The sequence below is a fragment of the Enterobacter cloacae complex sp. 370H10 genome (assembly GCF_050031535.1).
Classification (GTDB): Bacteria; Pseudomonadota; Gammaproteobacteria; order Enterobacterales; family Enterobacteriaceae; genus Enterobacter; species Enterobacter intestinihominis.
Window position 1 is genome coordinate 2,072,639 of sequence record NZ_JBLGWG010000001.1, and the last position, 25,882, is coordinate 2,098,520.

Genomic DNA, 25,882 nt, shown 5'->3' on the forward strand with positions numbered 1-25,882 from the left:
TGAAAAGGGGAAGAGGTAAAGTGGATATCCGTTTAAATCCTGGAAGATTTTTGACCTGAACTGTGTAAAAATGAGCAAGCTCACTTTTCGTAGGGTGAATAAAAGGAGAAAAATTGATGAGTACCGATCTGAAGTTTTCGCTGTTTACCACCATTGTTGTTCTTGCCCTGATTGTTGCGGGTGGTTTAACCGCTGCGCTGCACTGATTTAGGTGGAGGGAGAGTCTTCTCCCTCCCTTGCCGCTATTGTTACCTCTCCGGCAAAAATCTTTTGCCAAAATGTTAACTTCTCATTTTTTGTGATTGATGTCATGCTTTTGCCTTCTTAGTCTGTGCCGGGTAACGGCACGGTATCCGGAGTCTTTTCATGAAAATCAATTTTCCCCTGCTGGCCCTGGCGATTGGCGCCTTTGGGATTGGCACCACTGAATTCTCCCCGATGGGGTTATTGCCTGTTATCGCCCGGGGTGTGGACGTCTCTATCCCTGCGGCCGGTATGTTGATTAGCGCCTATGCGATCGGCGTGATGGTGGGCGCACCGCTGATGACGCTGCTGCTTTCGCACCGCGCGCGACGCAATGCGCTGATTTTCCTGATGGCAATTTTTACTCTCGGAAATGTGCTTTCCGCGATTTCGCCGGATTACACCACGCTGATGCTTTCCCGTATTCTGACCAGCCTGAACCACGGCGCTTTCTTCGGGCTGGGCTCGGTTGTTGCCGCAAGCGTAGTGCCAAAACATAAGCAGGCCAGCGCGGTAGCCACTATGTTTATGGGCCTCACCATCGCTAATATCGGCGGCGTTCCCGCTGCCACCTGGCTGGGAGAAGCCATCGGCTGGCGTATGTCTTTCCTAGCAACCGCCGGACTGGGCGTGGTCGCGATGGTCGCGCTGTTCTTCTCGCTGCCCAAAGGGAGTGCCGGTGAGCGTCCGGAAGTACGTAAAGAGCTGGCGGTGCTGATGCGTCCTCAGGTGTTGTCCGCGCTGCTCACCACGGTGCTGGGGGCAGGGGCGATGTTTACGCTCTACACCTATATCTCCCCGGTGCTGCACGACATAACCCACGCAACGCCACTCTTTGTTACCGCGATGCTGGTGCTGATTGGTGTCGGGTTCTCGATTGGCAACTATCTCGGCGGGAAATTTGCAGACCGCTCCGTCAGCGGGACGCTGAAAGGTTTTTTAACGCTGCTCATTGTCATCATGGTGGCGATCCCGTGGCTGGCACGTAACGAAGTGGGTGCCGCGATTGCCATGGTGGTGTGGGGCGCCGCAACCTTTGCCGTGGTGCCACCGTTGCAGATGCGCGTAATGCGCGTTGCGCACGAAGCACCGGGGCTTTCTTCGTCAGTGAATATCGGTGCATTTAACCTCGGCAATGCCCTGGGAGCCGCAGCGGGTGGGGCGGTGATTTCGGGTGGTTTGGGTTACAGCTTTGTGCCGGTGATGGGGGCGATCATTGCCGCACTCGGCTTGCTGCTGGTGTTGATGTCCGGGCGTAAACAGCCAGAAGCGGTGTGTACGGCGGAATAAATAAAAACGCAGAAGGGTTGCCCCTTCTGCGTGTCCCTTATGCGGCGAAGTTCTTCGCAACAAATCCCCAGTTAACCAGTGCCCAGAAATGTTCCAGGTAGTTCGGGCGCGCATTACGGTAATCAATGTAATAGGCGTGTTCCCATACGTCCACGGTCATCAGCGGCGTTGCGCTGGTGGTCAGAGGGGTACCCGCATTAGAAGTGGAAACGATAGCCAGTTTGCCATCAGCCTCTTTTACCAGCCAGGTCCAGCCGGAGCCAAAGTTTTTAACGGCTGCGTCAGTAAATTTCGCTTTGAAATCCGCGAAACTGCCGAACGCGGCGTTAATCGCTGCGGCCAGCTCACCGGTAGGTTCTCCGCCTGCATTTGGAGCCAGGCAGTGCCAGTAGAAGGTGTGGTTCCACACCTGGGCGGCGTTGTTGAATACGCCACCGTCTGAACTGCGCACAATCTCTTCCAGCGTTTTGCCTTCAAAATCGGTGCCCTTGATCAGGTTATTCAGGTTGGTGACATAGGTCTGGTGATGCTTGCCGTAATGGTACTCCAGGGTTTCCGCAGAAATGTGCGGAGCCAGGGCGTCTTTTGCATACGGTAGTGCAGGTAATTCGAACGACATTGCTACTCTCCTTATAGTTTTATACGTTGCCAATAACCCTACAGACAACAAGGACAGAATAGCAAATTGAAAGGGTATGCAAAAGAGGAACTTACCCCGCCACGGAGGCGGCAGGGCAGGGTCTAGCGAATGGTTTTTGGCGTCATCACTCGGCGCGCACCCACATAGTGGCGCACCCAATAATCTTCGCTGAGGGAGGTGATCTGAATGTCCTGACCGCTGCGCGGTGACTGGATAAATTTACCGTTACCCACATACACCCCAACGTGATCGGCCGTGCCGCGTCCCTGGGTGCGGAAGAACACCAGGTCGCCATTTTGCAGTTCGCCACGGTTTACAGGCGCGGCGTCGCGCAGATGGTACATCTCATTGGCGGTGCGTGGAATGCGAAACTTCACCAGATCTTTATAGGCATAATAAACCAGCCCACTACAGTCAAAACCGGTGCGCGGAGAGGTGCCACCCCAGCGATATGGTTTACCTATTTGCCCCATCAGTTTATTCATCGCCGTTTTTTGCGCTTTCTGCATACGCGCTTTATGCACGTCAGCCAGCTTCGTCACTTTTGCGCATTTCGTTTTATGGCCTTTGCGCACGGTGCATTTATCATTCACCAGGCTGGCGGTCGTGCGAGTGGTTTTGTGCGTGCCGGAACGGAGAGTTTTGGTTTTACTGGAGGCGGTCTTTTTGGTGTGAGCGGTGGTTTTCTTCTTTACTGTTTTGCTGGTGGTTTTTTTCTTACGTTCTGTGGTTTTTGCCAGATGCGTTTTTTGTACAGCAGAATGCCGCGCCTGTTCGGAGGCGTTCGCCGCTGGCGTAAATGAGAGTGTGGTAAACAGTAAAGCACAGAGCGTCATCGAGATTTTAGTTATCCGCGCCACTGGGCAGTCCCCTGATAAGTGCGAGCCAAAATACATACCCGCATGAGATTTACAAAACCAGTCGATTCTAATCCATAAAATCGGAATAAGTTAATAGCATTTTTCATTCAAAAAATGTGTTTCGTTAGCAAGTGCAAAAAAATTCACCATTCTGTCGCACTCTTGTTCGCTCCTTAAGCAAAACCGCACGGCGCGCAGCCTTAAACGTCATTATCAATGCAACTTTACGCGATAGCGGATAAAATAATGAGACGTGACAAAAATGTTATTTTCCGATGTCGGCCTGACCCGCTACAATGTCAGACTGATGCCGTAACAGAAGTTAAAGGAAGCAAGACATGAGCACCACTATTGAAAAAATTCAGCGCCAGATCGCTGAAAACCCGATTCTCCTGTACATGAAAGGTTCTCCGAAGCTGCCAAGCTGCGGCTTCTCCGCGCAAGCGGTTCAGGCGCTGTCCGCCTGTGGTGAGCGTTTTGCTTACGTTGATATCCTGCAAAACCCGGACATCCGCGCTGAGCTGCCAAAATACGCAAACTGGCCGACCTTCCCACAGCTGTGGGTTGACGGTGAACTGGTTGGCGGCTGTGATATTCTGATTGAAATGTATCAGCGCGGCGAACTGCAACAGCTGATCAAAGAGACTGCGGCGAAGTATAAAACCGAAGAGCCGGACGCAGAATAAGGTTTCTGCGGATATAAAAAAGCGACCACATTATGTTGGTCGCTTTTTTTTGTCCTGTGGGGCTGTTGATTACCCAGTCTACGATTGAAGATCGGCCTCGTCGCCCATCGGCAGCGGCCAGCCACCCAGACGTTTCCAGCGGTTGACGATCTCACAGAACAGCTCCGCCGTACGCTCGGTATCGTATAACGCGGAATGCGCCTGAGTGCCGTCAAACGCAATACCCGCCGTGATGCAGGCTTTAGAGAGCACGGTTTGCCCCAGCGCCAGGCCGCTCAGCGCGGCGGTGTCGAAGGTCACAAACGGATGGAATGGATTACGTTTTAGCGAGGCGCGCTCGGCGGCAGCCATGGTGAAGCTGTGATCGAACGTAGCGTTGTGGGCCACCATGATGGCGCGGCTACAGTCATTCTCTTTCATGCCTTTGCGCACCATTTTGAAAATGGCGTGCAGCGCCTCATATTCGCTTACCGCCCCGCGCAGCGGGTTTGTCGGATCGATACCGTTAAAGGCCAGCGCCTCTGGCTGTAAGTTTGCCCCTTCAAAGGGTTCAACGTGGAAATGCAGCGTGGTGTCCGGTACAAGCCAGCCCTGTTCATCCATCTTCAGCGTGATGGCGGCAATTTCAAGCAGCGCATCGGTTTTAGCGTTAAATCCGGCTGTTTCTACATCAATGACAACGGGATAAAAACCACGAAAACGGTCGCACAGACCGGTAAATTGAGCGTTATCGGACATCAGGGTCTCTTACAAGGGGGAAAAAGCAGTGCGCATTATGGCAAATTTTGAGAGGGGATGCAGCAAAACAACGGGCGCATAGTGCGCCCTGCGGGATCAATTGCCCAGACCGCGACCAGCGTCTTTAGCTTCGATCAGTTCGATTTTATACCCGTCCGGATCTTCAACAAACGCAATCACGGTGGTGCCACCTTTAACCGGACCGGCTTCACGGGTGACGTTACCGCCATTGCTGCGGATACGTTCGCAGGCTTCAGCCGCATTATCCACTTCCAGCGCGATGTGGCCGTAAGCCGTACCCAGCTCGTAGCTGTCCACGCCCCAGTTGTAGGTCAGCTCGATGACCGCTTCTTCAGATTCCGGGCCGTAACCGACAAACGCCAGAGAGTATTTATATTCCGGATTTTCGCTGGTGCGCAGCAGCTTCATGCCCAGAACGTTAGTGTAGAAATCGATGGAACGTTGCAGGTCGCCAACGCGCAGCATGGTGTGAAGTAGGCGCATAATTTCCTCATTAACCAGTGGAATGGATTATCTTTTTGAACAGAAACGATGTTTTAGTATAGCGGCGAAAGGTCGCCGCTATCAATGTACAAAGCGGGATTACAGTGAAGGGTAGTCGGTATAACCTTCCGCGCCGCCGCCATAGAAGCTTTCAGGGCGCTGCGGGTTCAGTTCGGCTTTCTTCTGCAAACGGGCAACCAGATCCGGGTTAGCAATGTAATCACGGCCAAAGGCCACGGCGTCGATCAGACCTTTACCGATCAGATCCTCGGCTTTCTCTGCCGTATAAGCGCCCGCCCCGATAATCACGCCGTGGAAGCGATCGCGAACTTTCTGGCGGAAGGCTTCGCTGTAGGGCTTGCCGCCTGCCCAGTCCGGCTCGGACATGTGCAGATACGCGATACCGCGTTTAGCCAGCTCTTCAATCAGATACAGCGCATCCGCTTCTTCGTTCGGACCGTTGTCGACGTTCTGGAAGGTACCAATTGGGGAAACTCGAATACCAATGCGATCTGCGCTCCACTCATTACACACGGCATCTACCACTTCAAGCACCAGACGCGCGCGGTTTTCAACGCTGCCGCCGTACTGGTCGGTACGCTGATTGGAAGACGGTGACAGGAACTGGTGCAGCAGGTAGCCGTGCGCAGAGTGCAGCTCAACCAGGTCGAAGCCCGCTTCACGGGCGTTGGCGACGGCCTGACGGAAATCATTCACGATACCCGGGATCTCGTCCAGCTCAAGCGCGCGTGGCGTGGTGGTGTCGACGCGAATAGCATTACCGTTTTCATCGCGCAGGGAAGTGCGGGTATTCGCATTCAGGGCAGAGGCAGAAACGGGCGCCTGACCGCCAGGCTGGATGCTGCTGTGCGAGATACGACCGGTGTGCCACAGCTGAACCGCAATACGGCCATCTTCAGCATGAACGCCTGCGGTGATTTTTTTCCACGCGGCGATCTGTTCCGGGCTGTGCAGACCCGGCGCACCGGCGTAGCCTTTAGCCTGGGCAGAAATCTGCGTGGCTTCGGAAATAATCAGGCCCGAGCTGGCGCGCTGACGGTAATACTCACCCATCAATGGCGTTGGGATATCTCCCGGCTCGATGCTGCGCAGACGGGTAAGTGGGGCCATAAACACGCGGTTTGGGGCAGTAACGGCACCCACTTTCAGTGGGGTAAATAGCTTTTCAGCGGACATAATGGCTCCTGAGTAGACCAGTCGACTAGTAAAAGGGTAAATAAAAACGCCGGCTACACGCCAGGCGCGGTAATACAGTTTTTCACATGCGCCAGCGCGCTTTCGAGCGGCACGGCGCTGCGAGACATTTTTGCCTGCAGGTTGGCGCCTAACCAGAGGGAATAGAGCACCTGTGCCTGCGTGAGCGGATCGCCGGAGAAGGAGAGCGTTGTTTCATCGCGGCCTTTTTCCAGCGCCTGAGCCAGCAGAGCGATTACGCCGCTGGCCCCTTTATCCATGGCGGTGCGCATATCTTCGGAGAGATCGCACACTTCGGCAGACAGTTTTACCGTCAGGCAGCCGCTGATGATGCCCTGCTGACAGAACTGCGTCAGCGTTTCCTGATAGTAGTTCAGAACACGATCCCGGTAGTCACCTTCGCCGCTGGCGAAGTGGGCTGCCAGGCGCTGATGGTAGCTGGCGTAGTGCCGCTCCAGCATGGCTACGCCAAACGCCTCTTTGGATCGAAAATAGTGATAAAACGATCCCTTAGGCACTTCAGCGGTTTTTAATAACTCACTCAGCCCCATACCGGTAAACCCGCGATGCATGCAAAGGCGCTCGCCGGTAGCCAGCAAATGTTCTCGTGTATCGTGTTCTGTATGTCTGCTCATGCTCTTACTCTAATAGACCGTTCGGTCTAATGCAAGCCCGCTTAGCGACGACATTGCGACAAAATATCCAGCTGCGGCTGATAAACCACTGATTTCACGTCCATCATGCCCAGAACCGTGGCAAACAAATTGTCCTGTGAAACTGCCTCTTTTGCAGCATGGTTACGCAGGCAATCTGTGTTTACGCCGAAGTTTTTCGCATAGTCCGGGGAGAGCCAGAACATAAACGGAATATGCGTTTGCTGCTCCGGGGCCAGCATATACGGCGTACCGTGCAGGTAAATTCCGCTTTCGCCCAGCGATTCGCCGTGATCGGAGAGGTAAATGAGCGCTGTGTTCATACTGGCCTTCCGGGCTTTTAGCGCGTCGATGGTTCGGCTGAGCACGCTATCGGTATACAGAATCGAGTTGTCATAGGTATTGATCAGCGACTGATGATCGCAATCCTGAATTTCATTGGTATCGCAGGTTGGGGTGAATTTCCGGAAGCGGGCCGGGTAACGGTTGTAATAAGCCGGACCGTGGCTGCCCATCAGGTGTATCACCAGTACGGTATCCTGCTTTATTCCGTCCAGCACGTTGTCCAGGCGGTACAGGTTGACGTCGTCGACACAGGATTTGTCCTTACAGAACTGATCCAGTTTCCACTGGGTCATATCCGTGTGCGGCACGCGGTCACAGGCACCTTTACACCCGCCGTCATTGTCGCGCCACAGCAGGTTGAACCCGGCGTGGTTAAGCACATCGAGCAGTCCTTCCTGATGATGGGCGAGGTCCGGGTCATATTTTTTTCGCGTCATGCCGGAGAACATGCAGGGGACGGAAACGGCGGTTTCCGTGCCACAGGAGGAGGCCTGAGGGAAGTTGATGACATCCCGCTTTTTCAGCTCGGGGTTGGTTTCACGCGGGTAACCATTTAACGAATAGTTTGCAGCGCGGGAGGCTTCGCCCACCACCAGAACCAGCACGGTTTTCTTACGTTGGCCGGAAATCAGCGCCCCTTTATGGGCATCCTCGCCAATGCGGACCAGCGTCTGGTCGCCGGCAAACCAGCGCATTTTGCTGTACTTCACAACGGCGCTCACGTAGTTCGCCGGAGTGACCATTTTGACGATGCTTTTGTTATTGCGGAACAGCGAAGCATAGTCTTTATAGAACACTGCCGCGACGAGAATGATCACCAGCAGCGCACCGAGTATAGCGGCGAAACGTGTTAGCAGGGCATACCACCATTTTCCGGTTCGAATGCGCGTCAGGGCTAAGATGACGGAAGGGACCAGACCCGCGACGGCCAGCCACAGGATCAGCTGCGGCGTTACCAGGGCTGTCGCTTCCTGGGAGTTAGTCTCAAACACGTTCACAATCATGTTCTGATCGATAACCGCGCCATAGGTATACATAAACCAGGTCGCGGCGGCGCATCCTATGGTCAGGGCAATCATGAGCGGCTTGCGAATAAAGGGAATATTCAGCAGGCTAAAAACAATGACCCAGCCGCAGAACAGAACCAGCGGCACACTGGCGGCAAAAAGCACGTCGTGCAGACGGGCAGGTGCGATAATTGACCAGCTGCGCTGGATAAACAGCGCATTGAACACGGTGAAGAAAAGCGCACAGGCGAGGGTAAATTTCGTATCGTTACAGTGTAACTTTTTAGTGAGCCACATGATGACCAGACCATTCATTATATCAATGCGGCGAGTATAAGAAGGGAAGATTAGCGAAACCTTAATGCCCTGTTTGTGACGGACACTCCTTGCATGCAGGCCATTTAGGGTCTTCACTGTAGGGAATAATGACGTTCTGGAGGTAGGTGTGGCAGAGCAACTGGAATTTTTCCCTGTCCAGAGCCCGTGCCGGGGTATTTGCCAGGTTGATGAACGAGGATACTGCCGTGGCTGCATGCGCACACGCGATGAACGTTTTAACTGGCAAAATTTCAGCGACGCGCAAAAGCAGGAGGTCTTACGGCTCTGCCGACAACGTCTGCTGCGCAAAATTCGTGCAAACAAAGCGGTTGAAACCGAAGAACCTCAGCAACCTTCACTGTTTTAGCAGGGTAATTGCGTATACTGGTGACATGACTTCCTTGAGGAAAATGTTATGGTTCAGCGTATTACCCTTGCCCCGCAGGGCCCGGAATTCTCCCGATTCGTTATGGGCTACTGGCGCCTTATGGACTGGAATATGTCTCCGGTCCAGCTGGCGGACTTTATAGAAGAGCATCTCGATCTCGGGATCACCACCGTCGATCACGCTGATATTTATGGCGGCTATCAGTGCGAGGCCGCTTTTGGCGAAGCGCTGAAGCGTGCGCCAGCGCTGCGTGAACGTATGGAGATTGTGACCAAATGCGGTATTGCCACCACAGCAAAACCGGAGCATGCACTTGGGCATTACATCACTGACAGCGCGCATATCGTTAAAAGCGCCGAGCAGTCACTGGTCAACCTGGCCACCGATCGTATCGACCTGCTGCTTATCCACCGTCCCGATCCATTGATGGAAGCGGATGAGGTTGCGGAAGCGTTCCTGACGCTACACCAGAGCGGCAAAGTGCGTCATTTTGGCGTGTCTAACTTCACCCCGGCACAGTTTGCGCTATTGCAGTCTCGCCTGCCGTTTACGCTGGCGACGAATCAGGTGGAGATTTCGCCTGTTCATCAGCCGCTGCTGCTGGATGGCACGCTCGACCAATTGCAACAGCTGCGCATCCGTCCAATGGCCTGGTCTTGCCTGGGAGGCGGCCGCCTGTTTAACGATGAGGCCTTCCAGCCGCTGCGTAACGAGCTTGAAACGGTGGCCCGCGAACTGAATGCGGAGAGTATTGAGCAGGTGGTTTACGCCTGGATCCTGCGCCTGCCGTCTAAACCGCTGCCGATTATCGGCTCCGGCAAAATTGAGCGTGTCCGCGCTGCACTTGTTGCTGAAGAGCTGGATATGTCCCGTCAGCAGTGGTTCCGCATCCGCAAGGCGGCTCTGGGCTACGACGTACCCTGAGTGCGTGGGGTCTGACTTTCCGGTGAAATCTGCGCCTCTGGTATAGACTTAAGGTGCAAAAAATAACCCGTGGAGGTCATATGAAGCGTTTTGCTCTGGCAGTGGTCACGCTGGTTGTTTGCGCAGGAGCGCAGGCAGCCAGCGAAGAAGTTGAAATGAATCTCGTCACTTCTCAGGGGGTAGGCCAGTCCATCGGGACGGTGAAAATCACCGAAACCGATAAAGGGCTGGAATTTGCTCCCGATCTCAAGGCCCTTCCACCCGGTGAACATGGTTTTCACGTTCATGCCAAAGGCAGCTGTCAACCTGCAATGAAAGAGGGGAAACCTTCAGCCGCTGAGGCCGCTGGGGGGCATCTGGATCCGCACAACTCTGGTAAGCATGAAGGCCCGGAAGGTATGGGGCACCTCGGCGATCTGCCGGTGCTGGTGGTGAATAACGACGGTAAAGCCACCGATCCGGTTGTTGCGCCCCGGCTGAAAAAGATTGACGAGGTCAAAGGCAAGGCGCTGATGGTCCATGTGGGCGGCGATAACATGTCCGATCAACCTAAACCGCTTGGCGGCGGCGGGGCGCGCTATGCCTGCGGGGTGATCTGATCGCCAATTGTTCCGGGTGGCGGCGCCTGTTCAAGCTGTGACAGGGAGCAGTGCAGCCGCCAGATAATGGACGCCAGATCGCGGGCCGCAGGCTGATGGTGGTGCGCCAGAGCGTCGCAAATACGCTGAAGCTCGGCGAGCGTGACGCTCAGGGGGCGTTGCTGAACTCCGCGCTCGCTCATCACATCGCGGAGCATGGAAATACAATTATCGCGGACCTGCGAAAGCGGGTCGGAACGCGTCTCCCAGGCACGCAGCTGCCACACCACGTGCGAACAGTTCAGCAGCACCACGCCCCAGCGCAGTAGCCAGCGACGTGAGAGGGAATCCTGGCTGTTGTTCAGCTGGCTGACATGATGGTAAACCAGCGATTCATACTCGCTTTCACGCAGATGCGGGCTGCGACTCAGTTGATCGACAAAACCCCTGCGCAGCTCACGAATATGCCTGCGGCCTTTATGCGCATCTGAGCCCGGGCGTAGCACGGCGAAAGCCAGCCACGCCAGCCCCACGCCGAGGATCTTCGCCAGGTTATCGTTGAGAAAATCAGCGTAATCGTAAACCGGAGGATTCGTTACAGAGATAAATGAGCCCATAAAAACAATCAACTGCCCCCACAGACCGGCCAGTTTTGGCATTTGCAGTTTGAGCAACTGCATGGTGGTTAATAGCGGGAAGAGAAACAGCAGAAATTGCCAGAGGTCGGTTATCTGCACCATCAAACCAAATTTCACCACGAAGCTGAACAGCGACAGCAGTACCAGCGTACGCAGCAGAAGCGTCAGGGAATTAAACGGGGAAGCTGCGACGGAATAGAGCACGCAGCTGATTGCCGCAAGCGTCAGGGCTGCACTGCCCGCATCCCATTGCGTGGTGATGGCCCATGCGCCCACGGCCGTCAACGCGCAAAACGTACGAAAACCGCTCCACAGCGCCTCCATTGCGTCGGTATGGCGTGCCAGCGCTGGGCTACCGGGAACGGAAAATTCGGTGACGGGCGTGGCTTTTTCGACGGCTTTTAACCAGCGGCTGCTGCGCAGATACAGGCGGCAGAAATAGTTCAGACGCTGCCAGAAGGCGCGGTGCCGGTAATCATATTCATCCGTTGGGGTGAGCGGCGCGATAATACGGGCCACGGTATAGATATCGGCATCCGGACGCGCAAGGGCGGCGAGCAGCGCCTCGATAACTTCCCGGGTATGGGCTGGCGGCGCAGGCCAGTTCAGCAACATCCGGCGAAGGCTTGAGATCGCACTCGTCATCCGCAATTGCTGGTGCAGTAAATAGTTCAGGAGCGTGTTCTGGCGACGAAAACGGTAGTGGCTCCAGAATGCCTGGATGCGCAGCAGATTCATGGTCAGGATCTGGCCGATGACCTTTTCGTGTGCTAGACGGATGTTATCGCTGCTATCAGGCTGCCAGAGCAGGCTGGCATGTTCCAGCAAACGCGCGTGCATCGTTTTAAGGGCGGTGATAAGCGTAGTGCCATCCGAGGTGCTGGGCAGGATCATCATCACGACGCCGCCGCACAGAATGCCGACCATCACTTCACATACGCGTGCCTGGGCGATGTCCCATAGCTCGGTGGTATCCAGCACGTTGACGACCGGAAAGGCGATAATGGCTGCAGTGTAACCTGCCAGTTGAAACGCGTACGCAACGTTGTTGGTAAAATGGGCGCAGGCCCAGGTGCACAGCCCCAGCCATGCCGACATGCTTAACAGAAAGAGCCAGGGATCGTTCAGGGTATGGCCGGCAAGAAGCAGTGCAGCGGTCGCACCCAGCAGGCTACCCGCCACGCGCCCGAGGCTTTTACTGATAACGCCCCCGACGGTAGGGAAGCTGACGACCGCCGCAGAGGTCATCGCCCAGTAAGGCTCATCCAGATTCAGATAATAGGCAACCGTAAGCGCAAGGCACATGGCGATGCCGTTACGCAGCGCGTAACGCCACTGCGGCCGTGTCGCTTTTATCCACGGCGTATTGCGCCAGGAGAAAGCCCCCAGGTTCATCATCGCGATCCGATGGCGACGGTGCAGGTTGTGCCAGAGACCAGAGTAATGTCTTTCGGCAGTTGCTCAAACTCGACGCGAACAGGCACCCGCTGAGCCAGACGCACCCACGGTACGTTGGGTTTGATGTCAGGCACCAGGCCAGAATCGGTTTCCACGCTCTGATCGTAAATTGCCCGACCTATGCTGCTAACGTGACCCTGTAACGTTTCTGCACCGCTGTAAAGCGTGATCCGGGCAGGCGCACCCTCGCGGATATGGCGCAGCTTGGTCTCTTCAAAATAACCTACAACATAGAAAGAGTGGCTATCTACCAGGGCAAAGACCGGCTGGCCTGTGGTGGCGTAATCCCCCACACGGGTCGACAGGCTCGTGATCCATCCATCCACCGGAGCTTTGACAACGGTCTGGGTCAGTTGCCACTCGGCCTGTTTCAGCGTTGCCTCTGCAACCTTCAGGCTGGCCTGCATGGCTTTTACATTGATATTGGCGGTATCGAGATCTTCCGCAGAGATGTAATTCCTCGACAGATGTCGGCGACGTTCGGCTTCGTTATTGGCTTTTGCCAGATCTGATTGAGCTTTTGCGAGCTGCGCCTGGGCATTGAGCACCGCAATGTGGAAAGGGGTCTCATCGATGCGGAATAACACATCGCCCGCATGAACGAACTGGTTGTCCTTCACCAGCAGCGCGCTGATACTGCCGGACACCTGTGGCGTGATGCTGACCTGTTCTGCGCGGATCTTGCCGTCACGCGTCCAGGGCGACTGCATGTAATAATTCCAGAGCCACCAGCCGGCCATAAGCGCCAGCGCTAAAACGAAAAGAGTGGAAAAATATTTTAACGTTTTCAATGCTATTCTCACCACACGGTTAACACGGCAAGGCCAAGACAGACGGAAAGGGTAAACAGGGAGAGATCCATTAACATCGGGTGCCAGATTTCACCGGAATACATCCAGTCGCGCAGCAGACGATGCGCAATGAGCCAGATCACAAAACCGACCATCACGGCTTTAAACAGTGGCGGAAAGTAGACCGATGCGCCGACAATCAGATCCTGGAGGGGCAACCCTGCGGAGAGGGAAAAGAACGTCACAAGCAGTGATCCTTTGCAGTGGGGTGAGGGCCACAATGGCATATTTCAATGCGATGGCGCATTACCGTTCAGTGTAAATCATCCTTTCAGGAATGATGAATACCGTGATTGCATTTGTTTTGGCAATACAAATACTGCAAACTATTCTAAAATCACTATAATCACTTAGCAAGCTAATTATAAGGAGATGAAATTGGAATCGCCATTAGGTTCTGATCTGGCAAGGTTGGTACGCATCTGGCGTGCTCTGATTGACCATCGCCTGAAACCTCTGGAACTCACGCAGACGCACTGGGTTACGCTGCATAACATTCATCAGCTCCCGCCCGACCAGTCACAGATCCAACTGGCAAAAGCGATTGGCATTGAGCAGCCGTCACTGGTGCGCACTCTTGACCAACTGGAAGAGAAGGGACTTATCTCCCGACAAACCTGCGCCAGCGACCGTCGCGCCAAGCAGATCAAATTGACGGAAAAAGCGGCCCCGATTATTACTGAGATGGAAGCTGTCATCAGTAAAACGCGTGGGGAGATCCTTGAAGGTATTTCCCCCGCTGAGCTGGAGATGCTGATAGGACTCATCGCCCGTCTTGAGCAGAACATCCACGATCTGCAGTCTCGCGACTGACCGAACGTAAAGGCCTTGCGAAATCAAGGCCTTTCTTATTATCTGAACACCACCACCCGGTTGCGCCCTGTCTCTTTTGCCTCATACATGGCTTTATCCGCGCTCTCCACGCAGGTTTCCGCACTGGTTTCCGGCGAGGTTGCGGTGAATACGCCCATGCTGATGGTAATGGGTTCCGGCAGATGACCGCCGCTGCTGGCTTTATCAAACCCGCTCAGCTTGAGGCGAATGCGCTCGGCCACCTGCCGCGCGGCGTCTGAAGGGGTATTTGTCAGCATCAACACAAACTCTTCACCACCGATTCGGGCCGCGATATCCTGGGGGCGCACGGAATCCGTCAGCAGATTAGAGACGAACTGTAATACCTTATCGCCCTGCAAATGCCCGTAACAGTCGTTGATACGTTTGAAACGGTCAAGGTCGCTTACCACCACCGATACCGGGTGTGCCTCCGTTGCAGAGCTGAGGGCATAGTTTAATGAATCATAAAAATAGCTGCGATTATAAAGACGGGTAAGCGGGTCGCGGATTGAATTTTGATATGACTGCTGGTATTTGACGTGCGAGTCACGATACAAATTAAAGACGTCGGAAAGCAAAATGAAAATAATCATTAATGTCGCGATAGTTTCGAATAACCGGGCGCGGTACCATGATACATCTTCTACGTATCCACCTAACAACAGCATTAACAGCGTGACGACATAACAGACGCATAAAAAAATTGCCGCCCGCCCAGAACAAATTTCTTATCCGGGTCACGACCATCAGGGTGATTAATGTGACAACCCAAAGAATGACCAAAATGATGTTGATGGTCTGGCTCCAGAGAATCATGAACTGCCGGGTTTCATTATCCACAAGATCCAGGGTTAACGTCGTGGAATGGCTGGAATAGAACCACGCCAGCCAAAGCATGCAGCCCGTAAAGAGAGCCGATCCGACAACAATACCGATGTGGGTGCTTCGTGAAAGGGGGGAAACGCGAAGCGTATAAAGTAAGGCTGAGGCCATCATGAGCACCGCCATTAAGAGGTGTCGGAACATATAAAAGATCATCGCGTCATTATAGTTCGCCTCGTTGAACTGATAGAGATCCAGCCAGCCTGGAAAACTGGATAGCGTACCCACCATCAGCAGTGCTGAACCGGCAAAGGCTGACGCAATCGGAACGAGATATAGCCGTTTTTTATCACACCAGTATTTCATTGCCATAAAACAGGCGATAAACAGATGGAATACCAGAAGAAAAATAGTGAGCGTAGGGAAAAATAGCGGAGAGAATGAAGGAACCCATTCAACAAGTTTTATAAAACAACCTTGTAACACGGCAATGATAAAAATGCACCCAAGTGCAAAGGCCACAAAGCGGTTCATTACAAATCGACAGTTCGCAAGCATAGAATGTTAAAAAATTAAAAAGAGGAAAAAGAGAATCAGACGAGTCTAAAGGAGGGAAATAAAAAATACTTTGCGCAGGAACAATATCAGAGGGAATTAATTATACGCCGTGTGAATGTATTTTTATAAATACATTTTTTAAAATGATAGTTTTTGTAAATGGATGCGGCCCGAAAGGACCGCATCCGTCGGGATATTAACGCGGGGAGACGGTGACCTGGCTACCGTTGCTTGCCAGTACAACACGCTGGCCTGCAGAAAAGCGAGTATTACCCTGTTTCTGCACAACCATAATGGTGCTGCCATCGTCTTTACGGATTTCCAGCTCAACGCCCTGAGTTTTGTTCATCGCACCCTGAACGCCCTGACCCGCTACGCCGCCTGCAACTGCGCCTGCTGCGGTAGCCAGAGAGCGACCGGTGCCGCCACCAATGGTGTTACCCAGGAAACCACCCAGCACAGCACCACCGATTGCGCCCACGACGTTCGTGTCATCACCACCCTGAATCTGAACAGGACGGGCATTAACGATAGTACCGTAGGTCACGTTCTGTACCTGTTTAGCTTCAGAAGCACTATATACGTCGCCGGAGAGTGAATTGTCGTTCACACAACCCGCCAGTGTTAAACCAATCAGCGAAACGCCCAGTACACGTAAAATCATTTGACTCTCCTGTTCACCAAAAAACGCCCGGTTGGGGCATCCGTTATGGCTAAATTATATGGCATTCCTGACCACAGTTCATATCTTTGCATGCCGAATAGATAAATTTTACCTGAACGGGGCTTAACGGGACATAAACAAAATCCGTCTGTGCTACAGGTCTGAGATTGTTAAAAAATATTATCACCGGATAGCAAAGCAGCGTTATTTATGATGGAGTGGTTGCACTTAGCCCATGTAACGTAAGGAAAGCGCATGAAATCGGGTCGCTATATCGGTGTGATGTCTGGTACCAGTCTTGACGGTGTGGATGTCGTTCTGGCCGCCATTGATGAAAACATGGTGGCGCAGCAGGCAAGCCTGACCTGGCCTATTCCGGTCTCGTTAAAAGAAGAGATCCTGAGCATCTGCCAGGGGCAACAGCTGACGCTTTCCCAACTGGGCCAACTGGATGTGCGTCTGGGGGCGCTGTTTGCTGATGCGGTACTGGCTCTGATGCAGCAAGAAAGACTTCATCCGCAGGATGTCGTGGCAATAGGCTGCCATGGGCAGACCGTCTGGCATGAACCTGTCGGCGAGGCGCCGCACACGATGCAAATTGGCGATAATAACCAGATTGTGGCAAAAACCGGCGTGACGGTGGTGGGGGATTTCCGTCGTCGCGATATAGCCCTCGGCGGGCAGGGGGCGCCGCTGGTTCCGGCATTTCATCAGGCGCTGCTGGCGCACCCGGTGGAGCGCAGAATGGTTCTGAACATTGGCGGGATTGCCAACCTGTCGATGCTCATTCCCGGGCAGCCCGTGCGTGGATACGATACCGGGCCCGGTAATATGCTGATGGATGCCTGGATCTGGCGTCAGAACGGTAAACCCTACGACAAAGACGCGCAGTGGGCCAGCCAGGGGAAAGTGATCCTTCCCTTGCTGCAAGCCCTGTTAAGCGATCCATTCTTTGCCCTGCCAGCGCCGAAAAGCACGGGGCGAGAGTATTTCAACTACGGCTGGCTTGAACGTCATCTGGCACGCTTCCCCGGCCTTGCGCCTCAGGATGTGCAGGCTACGCTGACTGAGCTTACCGCCGTGTCGATTTCTGAACAGGTGTTGCTCAGCGGCGGGTGCGAGCGTCTGCTGGTATGCGGAGGCGGAAGCCGCAACCCGCTCCTGATGGCACGCCTCGCCGCCCTGCTGCCGGGCACCGAAGTCACGACCACTGACGAAGCCGGGATCAGCGGAGACGACATGGAAGCGCTGGCCTTCGCCTGGCTTGCCTGGCGTACGGTTGCCGGTCTGCCCGGGAATTTACCCTCCGTAACCGGTGCGCGGGAGGCGAGCATCCTCGGTGCTATTTTCCCGGCAAATCCGCGCCATAATCAGAGTTAACTGAAATTCAGCGGGAGGCATAACCCGTAAAATAGGGAAAAACAGGAGGGCGGTTAGGCCCTCCAGGACCAGGATAGTCTTCGGAATCTGCCCATGAAAAAACTTCTTCTCATTGCTGTACCTTTTCTTATGACCGGATGCAGCGTCTATAACCAGTTTGTTGAGCGTATGCAAACCGATACGCTGGAATATCGTTGTGATGAAAAACCGCTGACGGTGAAGCTGAACAACACTCGCCAGGAAGCCAGCTTTGTTTATGACAATAAGTTGTTGACGCTGAAGCAGGGGATGTCCGCCTCCGGGGCGCGTTACACGGATGGGATCTACGTCTTCTGGTCAAAAGGTGACAGCGCCACCGTCTATAAGCGAGACCGCATTGTGCTGAACAATTGTCAGCTGGAAAATCCGAAGCGTTGAGATTTTTGAAGGGGGCGCGCACAATAGCGCCACCCAACCTCACTTTCAGCTAACGCCATGTCAGAAAACGACGAACTACAGCAAATTGCGCATCTGCGCCGTGAATACACCAAAGGCGGTCTGCGCCGCCAGGATCTTCCCGCCGAACCGCTGGTGCTTTTTGAACGCTGGCTGAAGCAGGCCTGCGAAGCGAAACTGGCCGACCCGACGGCGATGGTCGTTGCCACGGTTGATGAAAACGGTCAGCCGTATCAACGCATCGTTCTTCTTAAGCATTATGACGAGAAAGGGCTGGTGTTCTACACCAACCTTGGTAGTCGTAAAGCGCATCACCTGGAAAATAATCCGCGTATTAGCCTGCTCTTCCCGTGGCATATGCTTGAGCGCCAGGTGATGGTTACCGGCAAGGCAGAGCGCCTCTCTACGCTCGAAGTGGTGAAATATTTCCACAGCCGACCGCGCGACAGTCAGATTGGCGCCTGGGTTTCTAAACAGTCCAGCCGAATCTCGGCCCGCGGCGTACTTGAAAGTAAATTCCTCGAACTCAAACAGAAGTTTCAGCAGGGTGAAGTGCCGCTGCCGAGTTTCTGGGGCGGGTTCCGCATCCCCATTGAGCAGATGGAATTCTGGCAGGGCGGTGAGCACCGCCTGCACGACCGCTTTTTATACCAGCGCGACAACGGTGGCTGGAAAATAGACCGACTGGCACCGTAATCCCCAAAATTTGTTGATTTAAGCGCTAGCGCACACCGCGCTGGCGCTTTATTCTATGGTCCTTTCGCATCAGGCGAAAAGTCGTGTACCGGCAAAGGTGCAGTCGTTTATACATGGAGAATTTGATGGCAAGCAGTAACTTGATTAAACAATTGCAAGAGCGGGGCCTGGTGGCCCAGGTGACGGACGAGGAAGCGTTAGCAGAGCGACTGGCGCAAGGCCCGATCGCGCTCTATTGCGGCTTCGATCCCACCGCTGACAGCTTGCATTTGGGGCATCTTGTTCCATTGTTATGCCTGAAACGCTTCCAGATGGCGGGTCATAAGCCTGTTGCCCTGGTTGGCGGTGCGACTGGTCTGATTGGCGACCCAAGTTTCAAAGCCGCTGAGCGTAAGCTGAATACCGAAGACACCGTGCAGGAGTGGGTGGATAAGATCCGTAAACAGGTTGCACCGTTCCTGGATTTCAACTGTGGTGACAACGCTGCGATTGCGGCGAACAACTACGACTGGTTTGGTGGCATGAACGTGCTGACGTTCCTGCGTGACATCGGCAAACACTTCTCTGTTAACCAGATGATTAACAAAGAAGCGGTCAAGCAGCGTCTTAACCGTGACGATCAGGGTATCTCTTTCACCGAGTTCTCCTACAACCTGTTGCAGGGGTATGACTTCGCCTGCCTGAACAAGCTGCACGGCGTGTCGCTGCAAATTGGTGGTTCTGATCAGTGGGGTAACATCACCTCCGGTATCGATCTGACCCGTCGCCTTCACCAGAATCAGGTGTTTGGTCTGACCGTGCCGCTGATCACCAAAGCAGACGGTACCAAGTTTGGTAAAACCGAAGGCGGCGCAGTATGGCTTGATCCGAAGAAAACCAGCCCGTACAAATTCTACCAGTTCTGGATCAACACGGCGGATGCCGATGTTTATCGCTTCCTGAAATTCTTCACCTTTATGGATATCGAAGAAATCAATGCGCTGGAAGAAGAAGACAAGAACAGCGGTAAAGCACCGCGCGCCCAGTATGTGCTGGCCGACGAAGTGACTAAACTGGTTCACGGTGAAGAAGGTCTGGCAGCGGCGAAACGCATTACGGCGAGCCTGTTCAACGGGACCCTGAGCGATTTAAGCGAAGCGGACTTCGAACAGCTTGCTCAGGATGGCGTGCCGATGGTGGAGATGGAAAAAGGCGCCGATCTGATGCAGGCGCTGGTGGACTCCGAGCTCCAGCCGTCTCGCGGTCAGGCGCGTAAAACCATCGCCTCTAACGCGATCACCATTAATGGCGAAAAACAGGCCGATCCGGAATACACCTTTACCGAGAACGACCGTCTCTATGGTCGCTACACGCTGCTGCGTCGCGGTAAGAAAAATTACTGCCTGGTCTGCTGGAAGTAATTAAAAGTACGCAGGGGCGTGGGAAACCACGCCCCTTTTGTTTTGACAGGGTTTGGTAAGTACAACATGAAGAACATCCTCGCCATTCAGTCCCACGTTGTTTTTGGACATGCTGGCAACAGCGCTGCGGAATTCCCGATGCGCCGCCTCGGGGCCAACGTCTGGCCCCTCAATACCGTTCAGTTCTCGAATCACACCCAGTACGGTAAATGGACCGGCTGCGTGATGCCGCCGTCGCATCTGACGGAGATCGTTCAGGGGATTGCGGATATCGACCAGCTTAAACGCTGCGATGCCGTACTGAGCGGTTATCTGGGTTCGGCGGAGCAGGGGGAACATATCCTCGGCATTGTGCGCCAGGTGAAAGCGGCAAACCCCGCGGCGAAATATTTCTGCGATCCGGTGATGGGACATCCGGAAAAAGGCTGCATCGTCGCGCCGGGCGTTGCGGAGTTTCATGTCCGTCATGCATTGCCTGCCAGCGATATTATTGCGCCAAATCTGATTGAACTTGAGATCCTGTGCGAGCATCCAGTCAACAGCGTAGAAGAGGCTGTACGCGCCTCTCGCGAGCTCCTCGCCCAGGGGCCAGAGATTGTGCTGGTTAAGCACCTGGCACGCGCAGGGTTGAGCCAGGACCGTTTTGAGATGCTGCTGGTGACCAAGGACGAAGCCTGGCACATCAGTCGACCGCTGGTGGATTTCGGTACACGTCAGCCTGTCGGGGTTGGGGATGTGACCAGCGGTTTGCTGCTGGTGAAGCTATTGCAGAGCGCAAGCCTGCGCGATGCGCTGGAGCACGTCACCGCAGCCGTTTATGAAATCATGATTGCGACGAAGACGATGCAGGAATATGAGCTACAGGTGGTTGCGGCGCAGGATCGCATCGCGAAGCCCGAGCATTATTTCAGCGCAACCCAATTGTAAGAGCAGGGATAGTGTAGGCCGGGTAAGCGCAGCGCCACCCGGCAATACAGCGCGCTCGGATTAATTCAACCCTTCTGCCTTCAGCGCCGCTGCAACCGCAGGGCGTGCCGCTACGCGTTCCATATACGACGCAATATGATCTAATCCTTCCAGGTTCAGCTTCACCGCGCGCGCCCAGCGCAGAACGGTAAACAGATACGCATCAGCAATAGTGAAACGCGCACCGCAGATCCACTGATCGTCTTTCAGTGATTCATTAATGTACTGCATCTTTTTCTCAAGTAACGCACGTACGGTCGGTTTGTACTCTTCAGGAGTATCCGGGCGGAACAGCGGCGTAAAGCCTTTGTGCAGCTCGGTCGCGATGTAGTTAAGCCACTCAAGGGTTTTATAGCGAGAGATACTGCCTGTTGGTGCCAGCAGCTGACGATCAGGCACGTTGTCGGCCAGGTACTGCATAATCGCCACCCCTTCGGTCAGCAGGGTGCCATCGTCCAGCAGCAGGGCCGGAACCTGCCCTTTTGGGTTAATCGCAAAAAAGTCACCCCCGTTTTCCAGGCGCTTTTTCATCAGGTCAACGCCGTCCAGCGTGAAATCCTTACCGCTCTCGCGAAGGGTGATATGCGAAGCAAGAGAGCAGGCGCCCGGTTTATAGAACAGTTTCATCGGTAACTCCTTTTTGCTGAGGTTCCCGCTATGTTAGTGCGCGTTCAGATAAAAAAAAAGCCGCTAATCAATTAGCGGCTTCTGTTCAGTCGTTTCCCGATGACATTACGCGTTCGCGGTGTTGGTCGCTTTAGCGGATTTGTCGTCGTCCTGCGTCATACGATTGAGTTTTGGTGCGGTGAGCAGCATCAGCACGGCAATTACGGCTGTCGCGATACCAATTTGCATGAACACGGTGCCGTAGACGTTCAGGGAGACCAGCGGGTCGGTAACGTTGTCCGGTACCGCCATCAGGTTCGCAATCTTACCTGCAATGATGGCTGCGCCAGCGGTCGTCAGGAACCAGCTACCCATGATGAAGCCCATCAGACGCTGAGGGACCAGCTGTGCAACCATCGCCAGGCCCAGACCGGAGATCATCAGTTCACCGATGGATTGCAGCGCATAGCTCAGGATCAGCCAGTTAACAGACACGATACCCGCGTCGGTCGCGAATTTCGTCCCCAGCGGCAGCACCAGGAATGCGCCAGAGCACAGCACCATACCGATCGCGAACTTGTGCGGCATCGGCAGACGGTCGCCCATCTTGTTATAGATAGCGGCCAGAATCGGGCTACCAATCATGATCCAGAACGGGTTCAGTGCCTGGTACTGCTCCGGCTCGAACGCGATACCCAGGATGGAGTGCTCAACGTTGCGGATTGCGAAGAAGTTCAGAGACGTCGGCATCTGGCTGTACAGGACGAAGAAGATAATCGCTTCCAGCATCAGGATGAACGCCACAATCATCTTACGACGTGCCGCACCCTGCATCGCGAAGGCTTCTTTAGCGAAGATAATCACGATACCCAGCGCAACCACGGCCAGTACGGCACGTGCAATACCCTGGTTGTGCAGCAGCCAGGTCGCTACAGCGGCCAGGATCACAATGCCGACGATGGTTGCCAGCAGTTTGCCCATATGCACGGGTTCGAAGTCTGGTTTAGAACCATAATCTTTAACCCAGCTGCGACAGAACAGGAAGTTCACAACGGTGATCAGCATACCCACGAAGCTCAGCGCAAACGCTACGCTCCAGCCGAATTTCGCGGCCAGCCATGGGGTTGCCAGCATAGAGAAGAATGAACCGATGTTGATGGACATGTAGTACATGGTAAATGCACCGTCCAGACGCGGATCATCTTTGTTGTAGCAGGTAGAAAGCAGGGAGGACGGGTTAGCCTTAAAGAGGCCGTTACCTACCGCGATGGTAGCCATGCCCATGTATACCACGCCCGCATCGTGCCCGGACCATGCAACCAGACCATAGCCAATCGCCAGAACCACGGCGCCCAGCATAATGACACGTTTCGTACCGAGAACTTTATCGCCTAACCAGCCGCCGATGGCGACCAGGCCATAGACCAGAGCGCTGAAGGACGAGAACAGCGTGATGGAATCGGCTTCGGACATACCCAGTTGCTTAACCAGGTAAACGGCCATAATCCCTTGCAGGCCGTAGTAGCCAAAACGCTCCCATAATTCGATAGAGAAAATGAGATAGAACGCTTTAGGCTGTTTGAAAGCGTTAAGACTTACGCTCTCATCTGTTGGTTTATTGTTTGCAGTAGACACATATACCTCTTTTTTTACATCCCATATTAACGGGGGTGTTCATAGCGTGATGACCGTAGTCCATCCGCTTTATAGTTATATTGGGAGGGGAAACGGCGGGTAATGTTCACTATCCAGCCCCATCTGGCAATACGTTTGTAATAATATGTTACATATAACTGTGACGGTATAATCATCGGTTCACGCAAATGTTATGCAGCGTTAAATTTCATCCTTTGAGAATTGGTGGTTTTTTTCACTGTAAATGACCCTGATGAATGGCTGTATGGCGATATGTTCTGCTATTTTGGGTGAAAAGCAGTGATATAGCCCATATTCTGAAAAATGACTGGTCTTATATGCGGTGAGTAAAGGATGAGAACTTGTCTGGCAAAGGCGTGGAGAGGGTTTTAACAACAAAAATCCAACATCAAGTTATCAGAGTGATCGCGATCACAGATGTATAGAAATTTTTGGTGATGAAAAAACTATTAACCTGTTTGAGTGTTAAATATCCGCAGAATCGACAACGCTTTATGGACAATGAGAGGGGAAATTACGGCCAAGGGAGAAGATATCAGAGCCCTTGTTTAATTTAAGGTCTTGAAAAGTAACAAGTGGATGTACCTTCAGGGGTAGACTTTTTCTTTGTATTCACAGAGATCTTCGATAATGCAGGAGCCGCAGCGTGGCTTACGTGCAATACAGGTATAGCGCCCGTGAAGGATTAGCCAGTGATGGCAATCCACCTTAAATTCCGCAGGGACCACTTTTAATAGCTTTTCTTCCACCTCTTCCACGTTTTTACCCGGCGCGAACCGGGTGCGATTAGAAACGCGGAAGATGTGAGTGTCCACGGCGATCGTCGGCCAGCCAAACGCCGTGTTGAGCACGACATTTGCCGTTTTACGCCCGACGCCTGGCAACGCTTCCAGCGCTGCGCGATCTTCCGGGACTTCACCGCCGTGCTGCTCAAGCAGGATCCGGCAGGTCTTAATGACGTTTTCGGCTTTACTGTTAAACAGGCCGATGGTCTTGATATAGGATTTTACCCCTTCAACCCCCAGCTCCAGCATAGCCTGCGGCGTATTGGCGACAGGGTAGAGCAGGGCCGTGGCTTTGTTGACGCTCACGTCAGTGGCCTGCGCAGAGAGCAGCACCGCGATCAACAGTTCAAACGGCGAGTTAAAATTCAGCTCTGTCGTTGGATGAGGATTCTCATCGCGCAGGCGCGTCAGGATCGCAATGCGTTTCTCTTTATTCATACTGCTTTCTCGGGGATCCCTTCCTGTACGCTGCGTTCAGCGGCGCGGCGTTTACGTTTTTCATCAATCAGGTATTTTAACGCCAGCATCATCCCAAGGCCAATGAAGGCGCCTGGCGGTAGCATGGCCAACAGGAATGGGGTGTCCGTATGGAACACCTCGATACGCAGCGATTTCGCCCAGCCGCCAAGCAGCGCGTCCGCACCGTCGAAGAGCGTACCGTTGCCCAGAATTTCACGCAGAGAGCCGAGGACGAACATGGCGGCAGTCGCGCCCATGCCGATGGAAAACCCATCCAGCGCGGAAATTGCCGGGTTGTTTTTCACCGCGAAGGCTTCAGCGCGGCCCACGACTATACAGTTAGTCACGATAAGCGGAATGAAGATCCCGAGCGACTGGTACAGGCCAAATGCGTAGGCGTTAATCAGCATTTGCACGACGCTGACCACCGATGCAATGATCATGACATAAATCGGAATACGGATTTCCGATGGCGTCCAGCGGCGCAAAACAGAAATGGAGAAGTTGGTCAGGGTCAGCACCAGCGTGGTCGCCAGCCCCAGCCCGAGCGCGTTGGTGGCGGTAGACGTCACCGCCAGCAGCGGGCACAATCCCAACAGCTGTACCAATGCCGAGTTGTTCTTCCAGAGTCCCTGGACGATAACCTCTTTAACCTGGCTCATGGTCACTCCTCACAGGCGGAAAGATGATTGATCTGCGCGGGCAGCGTTTCGGCATACAGACCGGCGCGTTTGACGGCGTTGACGACCGCGCGGGGCGTAATCGTGGCGCCCGTGAACTGGTCAAACTCACCGCCATCTTTTTTCACCGCGAAAGCAGGATCGTCCTCGCCATGAATCATCTTACCGGCAAAGTGTAAAATCCAGTCGCTCAGGCGTGTTTCAATTTTGTCGCCAAGGCCCGGCGTTTCGTGATGTTCCGTCACGCGCGTACCCAGCACGGTGCCGGAAAAATCGCTGCCTACCAGCAGCTGAATTGCGCCAGAGTAACCGTCCGGCGCGGTGGCTTCCATGATGGCACCCACCGGGTTCTCGCCCTTACGGGCAATATAAACGCGGTGGCTTCCTTTACCGAGCTGCGGGGCCTGCACGACAAAGCAGCTTTTTTGCAGGTTATTATCATAGAAGTCTGATGGGATCACCTGATCGAACAACGCCTTTTGCTGCTTCATTGCCTGCTCTTCAATGGTGCTTTTCGTCAGTTCATTTACCAGCGCGGTCAGCCCGGTGAGGGCGGCGGCGAAGATCGCCAGCGTGACGCCGTGTTTTTGCATAGTCTTTAGCAT

The 25,882-nt window shown here is 54.0% G+C and carries 28 protein-coding genes and 1 pseudogene; 12 read left to right on the top strand and 17 right to left on the bottom strand.

Features of this window, described 5'->3' with window-relative positions:
* Positions 1–116: 116 nt before the first annotated feature.
* Together ACQG2Q_RS10195 and ACQG2Q_RS10200 are read left to right on the top strand one after the other, a co-directional pair.
* Positions 117–206 carry a YnhF family membrane protein gene (locus ACQG2Q_RS10195; RefSeq protein WP_003857632.1) on the top strand — a complete coding sequence of 30 codons (90 nt, stop codon included), beginning with the start codon at positions 117–119 and terminating at the stop codon, positions 204–206.
* A gap of 160 nt (positions 207–366) precedes the next feature.
* On the top strand, positions 367–1,533 hold the full coding sequence (locus tag ACQG2Q_RS10200) for an MFS transporter (protein ID WP_022647896.1): 1,167 nt from the start codon (positions 367–369) through the stop codon (positions 1,531–1,533).
* Between the two features lie 37 nt (positions 1,534–1,570).
* Here ACQG2Q_RS10200 and sodB read toward each other — a convergent pair whose 3' ends face one another.
* Positions 1,571–2,152: a superoxide dismutase [Fe] gene (sodB, locus tag ACQG2Q_RS10205; RefSeq protein ID WP_063849286.1), complete on the bottom strand. Its 582-nt coding sequence runs from the start codon at positions 2,150–2,152 to the stop codon at positions 1,571–1,573.
* Positions 2,153–2,274: 122 nt separating this feature from the next.
* Positions 2,275–3,033, bottom strand: coding sequence for a C40 family peptidase (locus ACQG2Q_RS10210; protein WP_023299947.1), 759 nt, complete (start codon positions 3,031–3,033; stop codon positions 2,275–2,277).
* 338 nt (positions 3,034–3,371) lie between these two features.
* Between ACQG2Q_RS10210 and grxD the strand changes: the two genes are divergently transcribed.
* Positions 3,372–3,719, top strand: coding sequence for a monothiol glutaredoxin 4 (grxD, locus tag ACQG2Q_RS10215; RefSeq protein WP_003832760.1), 348 nt, complete (start codon positions 3,372–3,374; stop codon positions 3,717–3,719).
* A 78-nt stretch (positions 3,720–3,797) separates the two neighbouring features.
* On the opposite strand, the gene rnt is transcribed toward grxD, so the two are convergent.
* The 5 genes from rnt to eptA form a co-directional block, all read right to left on the bottom strand.
* Complete coding sequence (gene rnt / locus ACQG2Q_RS10220) at positions 3,798–4,457, bottom strand: ribonuclease T (RefSeq protein ID WP_003857625.1); 660 nt, start codon at positions 4,455–4,457, stop codon at positions 3,798–3,800.
* Between the two features lie 96 nt (positions 4,458–4,553).
* Positions 4,554–4,961 carry a lactoylglutathione lyase gene (gene gloA, locus ACQG2Q_RS10225; protein ID WP_022647898.1) on the bottom strand — a complete coding sequence of 136 codons (408 nt, stop codon included), beginning with the start codon at positions 4,959–4,961 and terminating at the stop codon, positions 4,554–4,556.
* Positions 4,962–5,060: 99 nt separating this feature from the next.
* The gene (locus tag ACQG2Q_RS10230) at positions 5,061–6,158 is read right to left on the bottom strand and encodes an alkene reductase (protein ID WP_063849285.1); all 1,098 of its coding nucleotides are present in this window, start codon (positions 6,156–6,158) and stop codon (positions 5,061–5,063) included.
* 53 nt (positions 6,159–6,211) lie between these two features.
* Complete coding sequence (locus tag ACQG2Q_RS10235) at positions 6,212–6,811, bottom strand: TetR/AcrR family transcriptional regulator (RefSeq protein WP_022647900.1); 600 nt, start codon at positions 6,809–6,811, stop codon at positions 6,212–6,214.
* A 41-nt stretch (positions 6,812–6,852) separates the two neighbouring features.
* Positions 6,853–8,478, bottom strand: a complete 1,626-nt coding sequence (eptA, locus tag ACQG2Q_RS10240; protein ID WP_063849367.1) for a phosphoethanolamine transferase EptA — start codon at positions 8,476–8,478, stop codon at positions 6,853–6,855.
* 148 nt (positions 8,479–8,626) lie between these two features.
* On the opposite strand from eptA, the gene ACQG2Q_RS10245 reads away from it, so the two are divergent.
* From ACQG2Q_RS10245 to sodC, 3 genes are all read left to right on the top strand, one after another.
* Positions 8,627–8,866, top strand: coding sequence for a DUF1289 domain-containing protein (locus ACQG2Q_RS10245; protein ID WP_023299951.1), 240 nt, complete (start codon positions 8,627–8,629; stop codon positions 8,864–8,866).
* A gap of 48 nt (positions 8,867–8,914) precedes the next feature.
* On the top strand, positions 8,915–9,811 hold the full coding sequence (locus tag ACQG2Q_RS10250; protein ID WP_038415946.1) for an aldo/keto reductase: 897 nt from the start codon (positions 8,915–8,917) through the stop codon (positions 9,809–9,811).
* Between the two features lie 80 nt (positions 9,812–9,891).
* Positions 9,892–10,410 carry a superoxide dismutase [Cu-Zn] SodC gene (gene sodC, locus ACQG2Q_RS10255; RefSeq protein WP_022647904.1) on the top strand — a complete coding sequence of 173 codons (519 nt, stop codon included), beginning with the start codon at positions 9,892–9,894 and terminating at the stop codon, positions 10,408–10,410.
* Here sodC and ACQG2Q_RS10260 read toward each other — a convergent pair.
* From ACQG2Q_RS10260 to ACQG2Q_RS10270, 3 genes are read right to left on the bottom strand one after another with little or no spacing between them, the layout of a single operon-like run.
* Entirely contained in the window at positions 10,389–12,422 is a 2,034-nt protein-coding gene (locus tag ACQG2Q_RS10260) for an FUSC family protein (protein WP_063849366.1), read from the bottom strand. The genes sodC and ACQG2Q_RS10260 overlap by 22 nt on opposite strands.
* On the bottom strand, positions 12,422–13,282 hold the full coding sequence (locus ACQG2Q_RS10265) for an efflux RND transporter periplasmic adaptor subunit (RefSeq protein ID WP_032624867.1): 861 nt from the start codon (positions 13,280–13,282) through the stop codon (positions 12,422–12,424). The genes ACQG2Q_RS10260 and ACQG2Q_RS10265 overlap by 1 nt, the downstream gene beginning before the upstream one ends.
* 2 nt (positions 13,283–13,284) lie before the next feature.
* Entirely contained in the window at positions 13,285–13,521 is a 237-nt protein-coding gene (locus tag ACQG2Q_RS10270) for a DUF1656 domain-containing protein (RefSeq protein ID WP_022647907.1), read from the bottom strand.
* Between the two features lie 187 nt (positions 13,522–13,708).
* Here ACQG2Q_RS10270 and slyA point away from each other — a divergent pair, with 187 nt between their 5' ends.
* Complete coding sequence (slyA, locus tag ACQG2Q_RS10275) at positions 13,709–14,149, top strand: transcriptional regulator SlyA (RefSeq protein WP_063849284.1); 441 nt, start codon at positions 13,709–13,711, stop codon at positions 14,147–14,149.
* Positions 14,150–14,187: 38 nt separating this feature from the next.
* On the opposite strand, the pseudogene ACQG2Q_RS10280 reads toward slyA, so the two are convergent.
* Both ACQG2Q_RS10280 and slyB read right to left on the bottom strand, forming a co-directional pair.
* Positions 14,188–15,550, bottom strand: a pseudogene (locus tag ACQG2Q_RS10280) (MASE4 domain-containing protein).
* Between the two features lie 196 nt (positions 15,551–15,746).
* Positions 15,747–16,214, bottom strand: a complete 468-nt coding sequence (gene slyB / locus ACQG2Q_RS10285; protein ID WP_022647910.1) for an outer membrane lipoprotein SlyB — start codon at positions 16,212–16,214, stop codon at positions 15,747–15,749.
* 255 nt (positions 16,215–16,469) lie between these two features.
* Here slyB and anmK point away from each other — a divergent pair, with 255 nt between their 5' ends.
* From anmK to pdxY, 5 genes are all read left to right on the top strand, one after another.
* The gene (anmK, locus tag ACQG2Q_RS10290) at positions 16,470–17,594 is read left to right on the top strand and encodes an anhydro-N-acetylmuramic acid kinase (protein ID WP_096216901.1); all 1,125 of its coding nucleotides are present in this window, start codon (positions 16,470–16,472) and stop codon (positions 17,592–17,594) included.
* Between the two features lie 93 nt (positions 17,595–17,687).
* Complete coding sequence (mliC, locus tag ACQG2Q_RS10295) at positions 17,688–18,011, top strand: C-type lysozyme inhibitor (protein WP_022647912.1); 324 nt, start codon at positions 17,688–17,690, stop codon at positions 18,009–18,011.
* 57 nt (positions 18,012–18,068) lie between these two features.
* Positions 18,069–18,725, top strand: a complete 657-nt coding sequence (pdxH, locus tag ACQG2Q_RS10300; RefSeq protein ID WP_023299958.1) for a pyridoxamine 5'-phosphate oxidase — start codon at positions 18,069–18,071, stop codon at positions 18,723–18,725.
* 125 nt (positions 18,726–18,850) lie between these two features.
* A complete protein-coding gene (tyrS, locus tag ACQG2Q_RS10305; protein ID WP_022647913.1) occupies positions 18,851–20,125 on the top strand; it encodes a tyrosine--tRNA ligase in 1,275 nt (424 codons plus the stop codon).
* Between the two features lie 66 nt (positions 20,126–20,191).
* Positions 20,192–21,052, top strand: a complete 861-nt coding sequence (gene pdxY, locus ACQG2Q_RS10310) for a pyridoxal kinase PdxY (RefSeq protein WP_063849281.1) — start codon at positions 20,192–20,194, stop codon at positions 21,050–21,052.
* Positions 21,053–21,112: 60 nt separating this feature from the next.
* On the opposite strand, the gene gstA is transcribed toward pdxY, so the two are convergent.
* The 5 genes from gstA to rsxG form a co-directional block, all read right to left on the bottom strand.
* Complete coding sequence (gene gstA, locus ACQG2Q_RS10315) at positions 21,113–21,718, bottom strand: glutathione transferase GstA (protein ID WP_045308481.1); 606 nt, start codon at positions 21,716–21,718, stop codon at positions 21,113–21,115.
* A 105-nt stretch (positions 21,719–21,823) separates the two neighbouring features.
* Positions 21,824–23,332: a dipeptide/tripeptide permease DtpA gene (dtpA, locus tag ACQG2Q_RS10320; protein WP_023299961.1), complete on the bottom strand. Its 1,509-nt coding sequence runs from the start codon at positions 23,330–23,332 to the stop codon at positions 21,824–21,826.
* Between the two features lie 608 nt (positions 23,333–23,940).
* Positions 23,941–24,576: an endonuclease III gene (gene nth / locus ACQG2Q_RS10325; RefSeq protein WP_015570668.1), complete on the bottom strand. Its 636-nt coding sequence runs from the start codon at positions 24,574–24,576 to the stop codon at positions 23,941–23,943.
* On the bottom strand, positions 24,573–25,259 hold the full coding sequence (locus ACQG2Q_RS10330; RefSeq protein WP_003857592.1) for an electron transport complex subunit E: 687 nt from the start codon (positions 25,257–25,259) through the stop codon (positions 24,573–24,575). Before ACQG2Q_RS10330 ends, nth begins: the two co-directional genes overlap by 4 nt.
* 2 nt (positions 25,260–25,261) lie before the next feature.
* On the bottom strand, positions 25,262–25,882 hold the full coding sequence (rsxG, locus tag ACQG2Q_RS10335) for an electron transport complex subunit RsxG (RefSeq protein WP_022647917.1): 621 nt from the start codon (positions 25,880–25,882) through the stop codon (positions 25,262–25,264).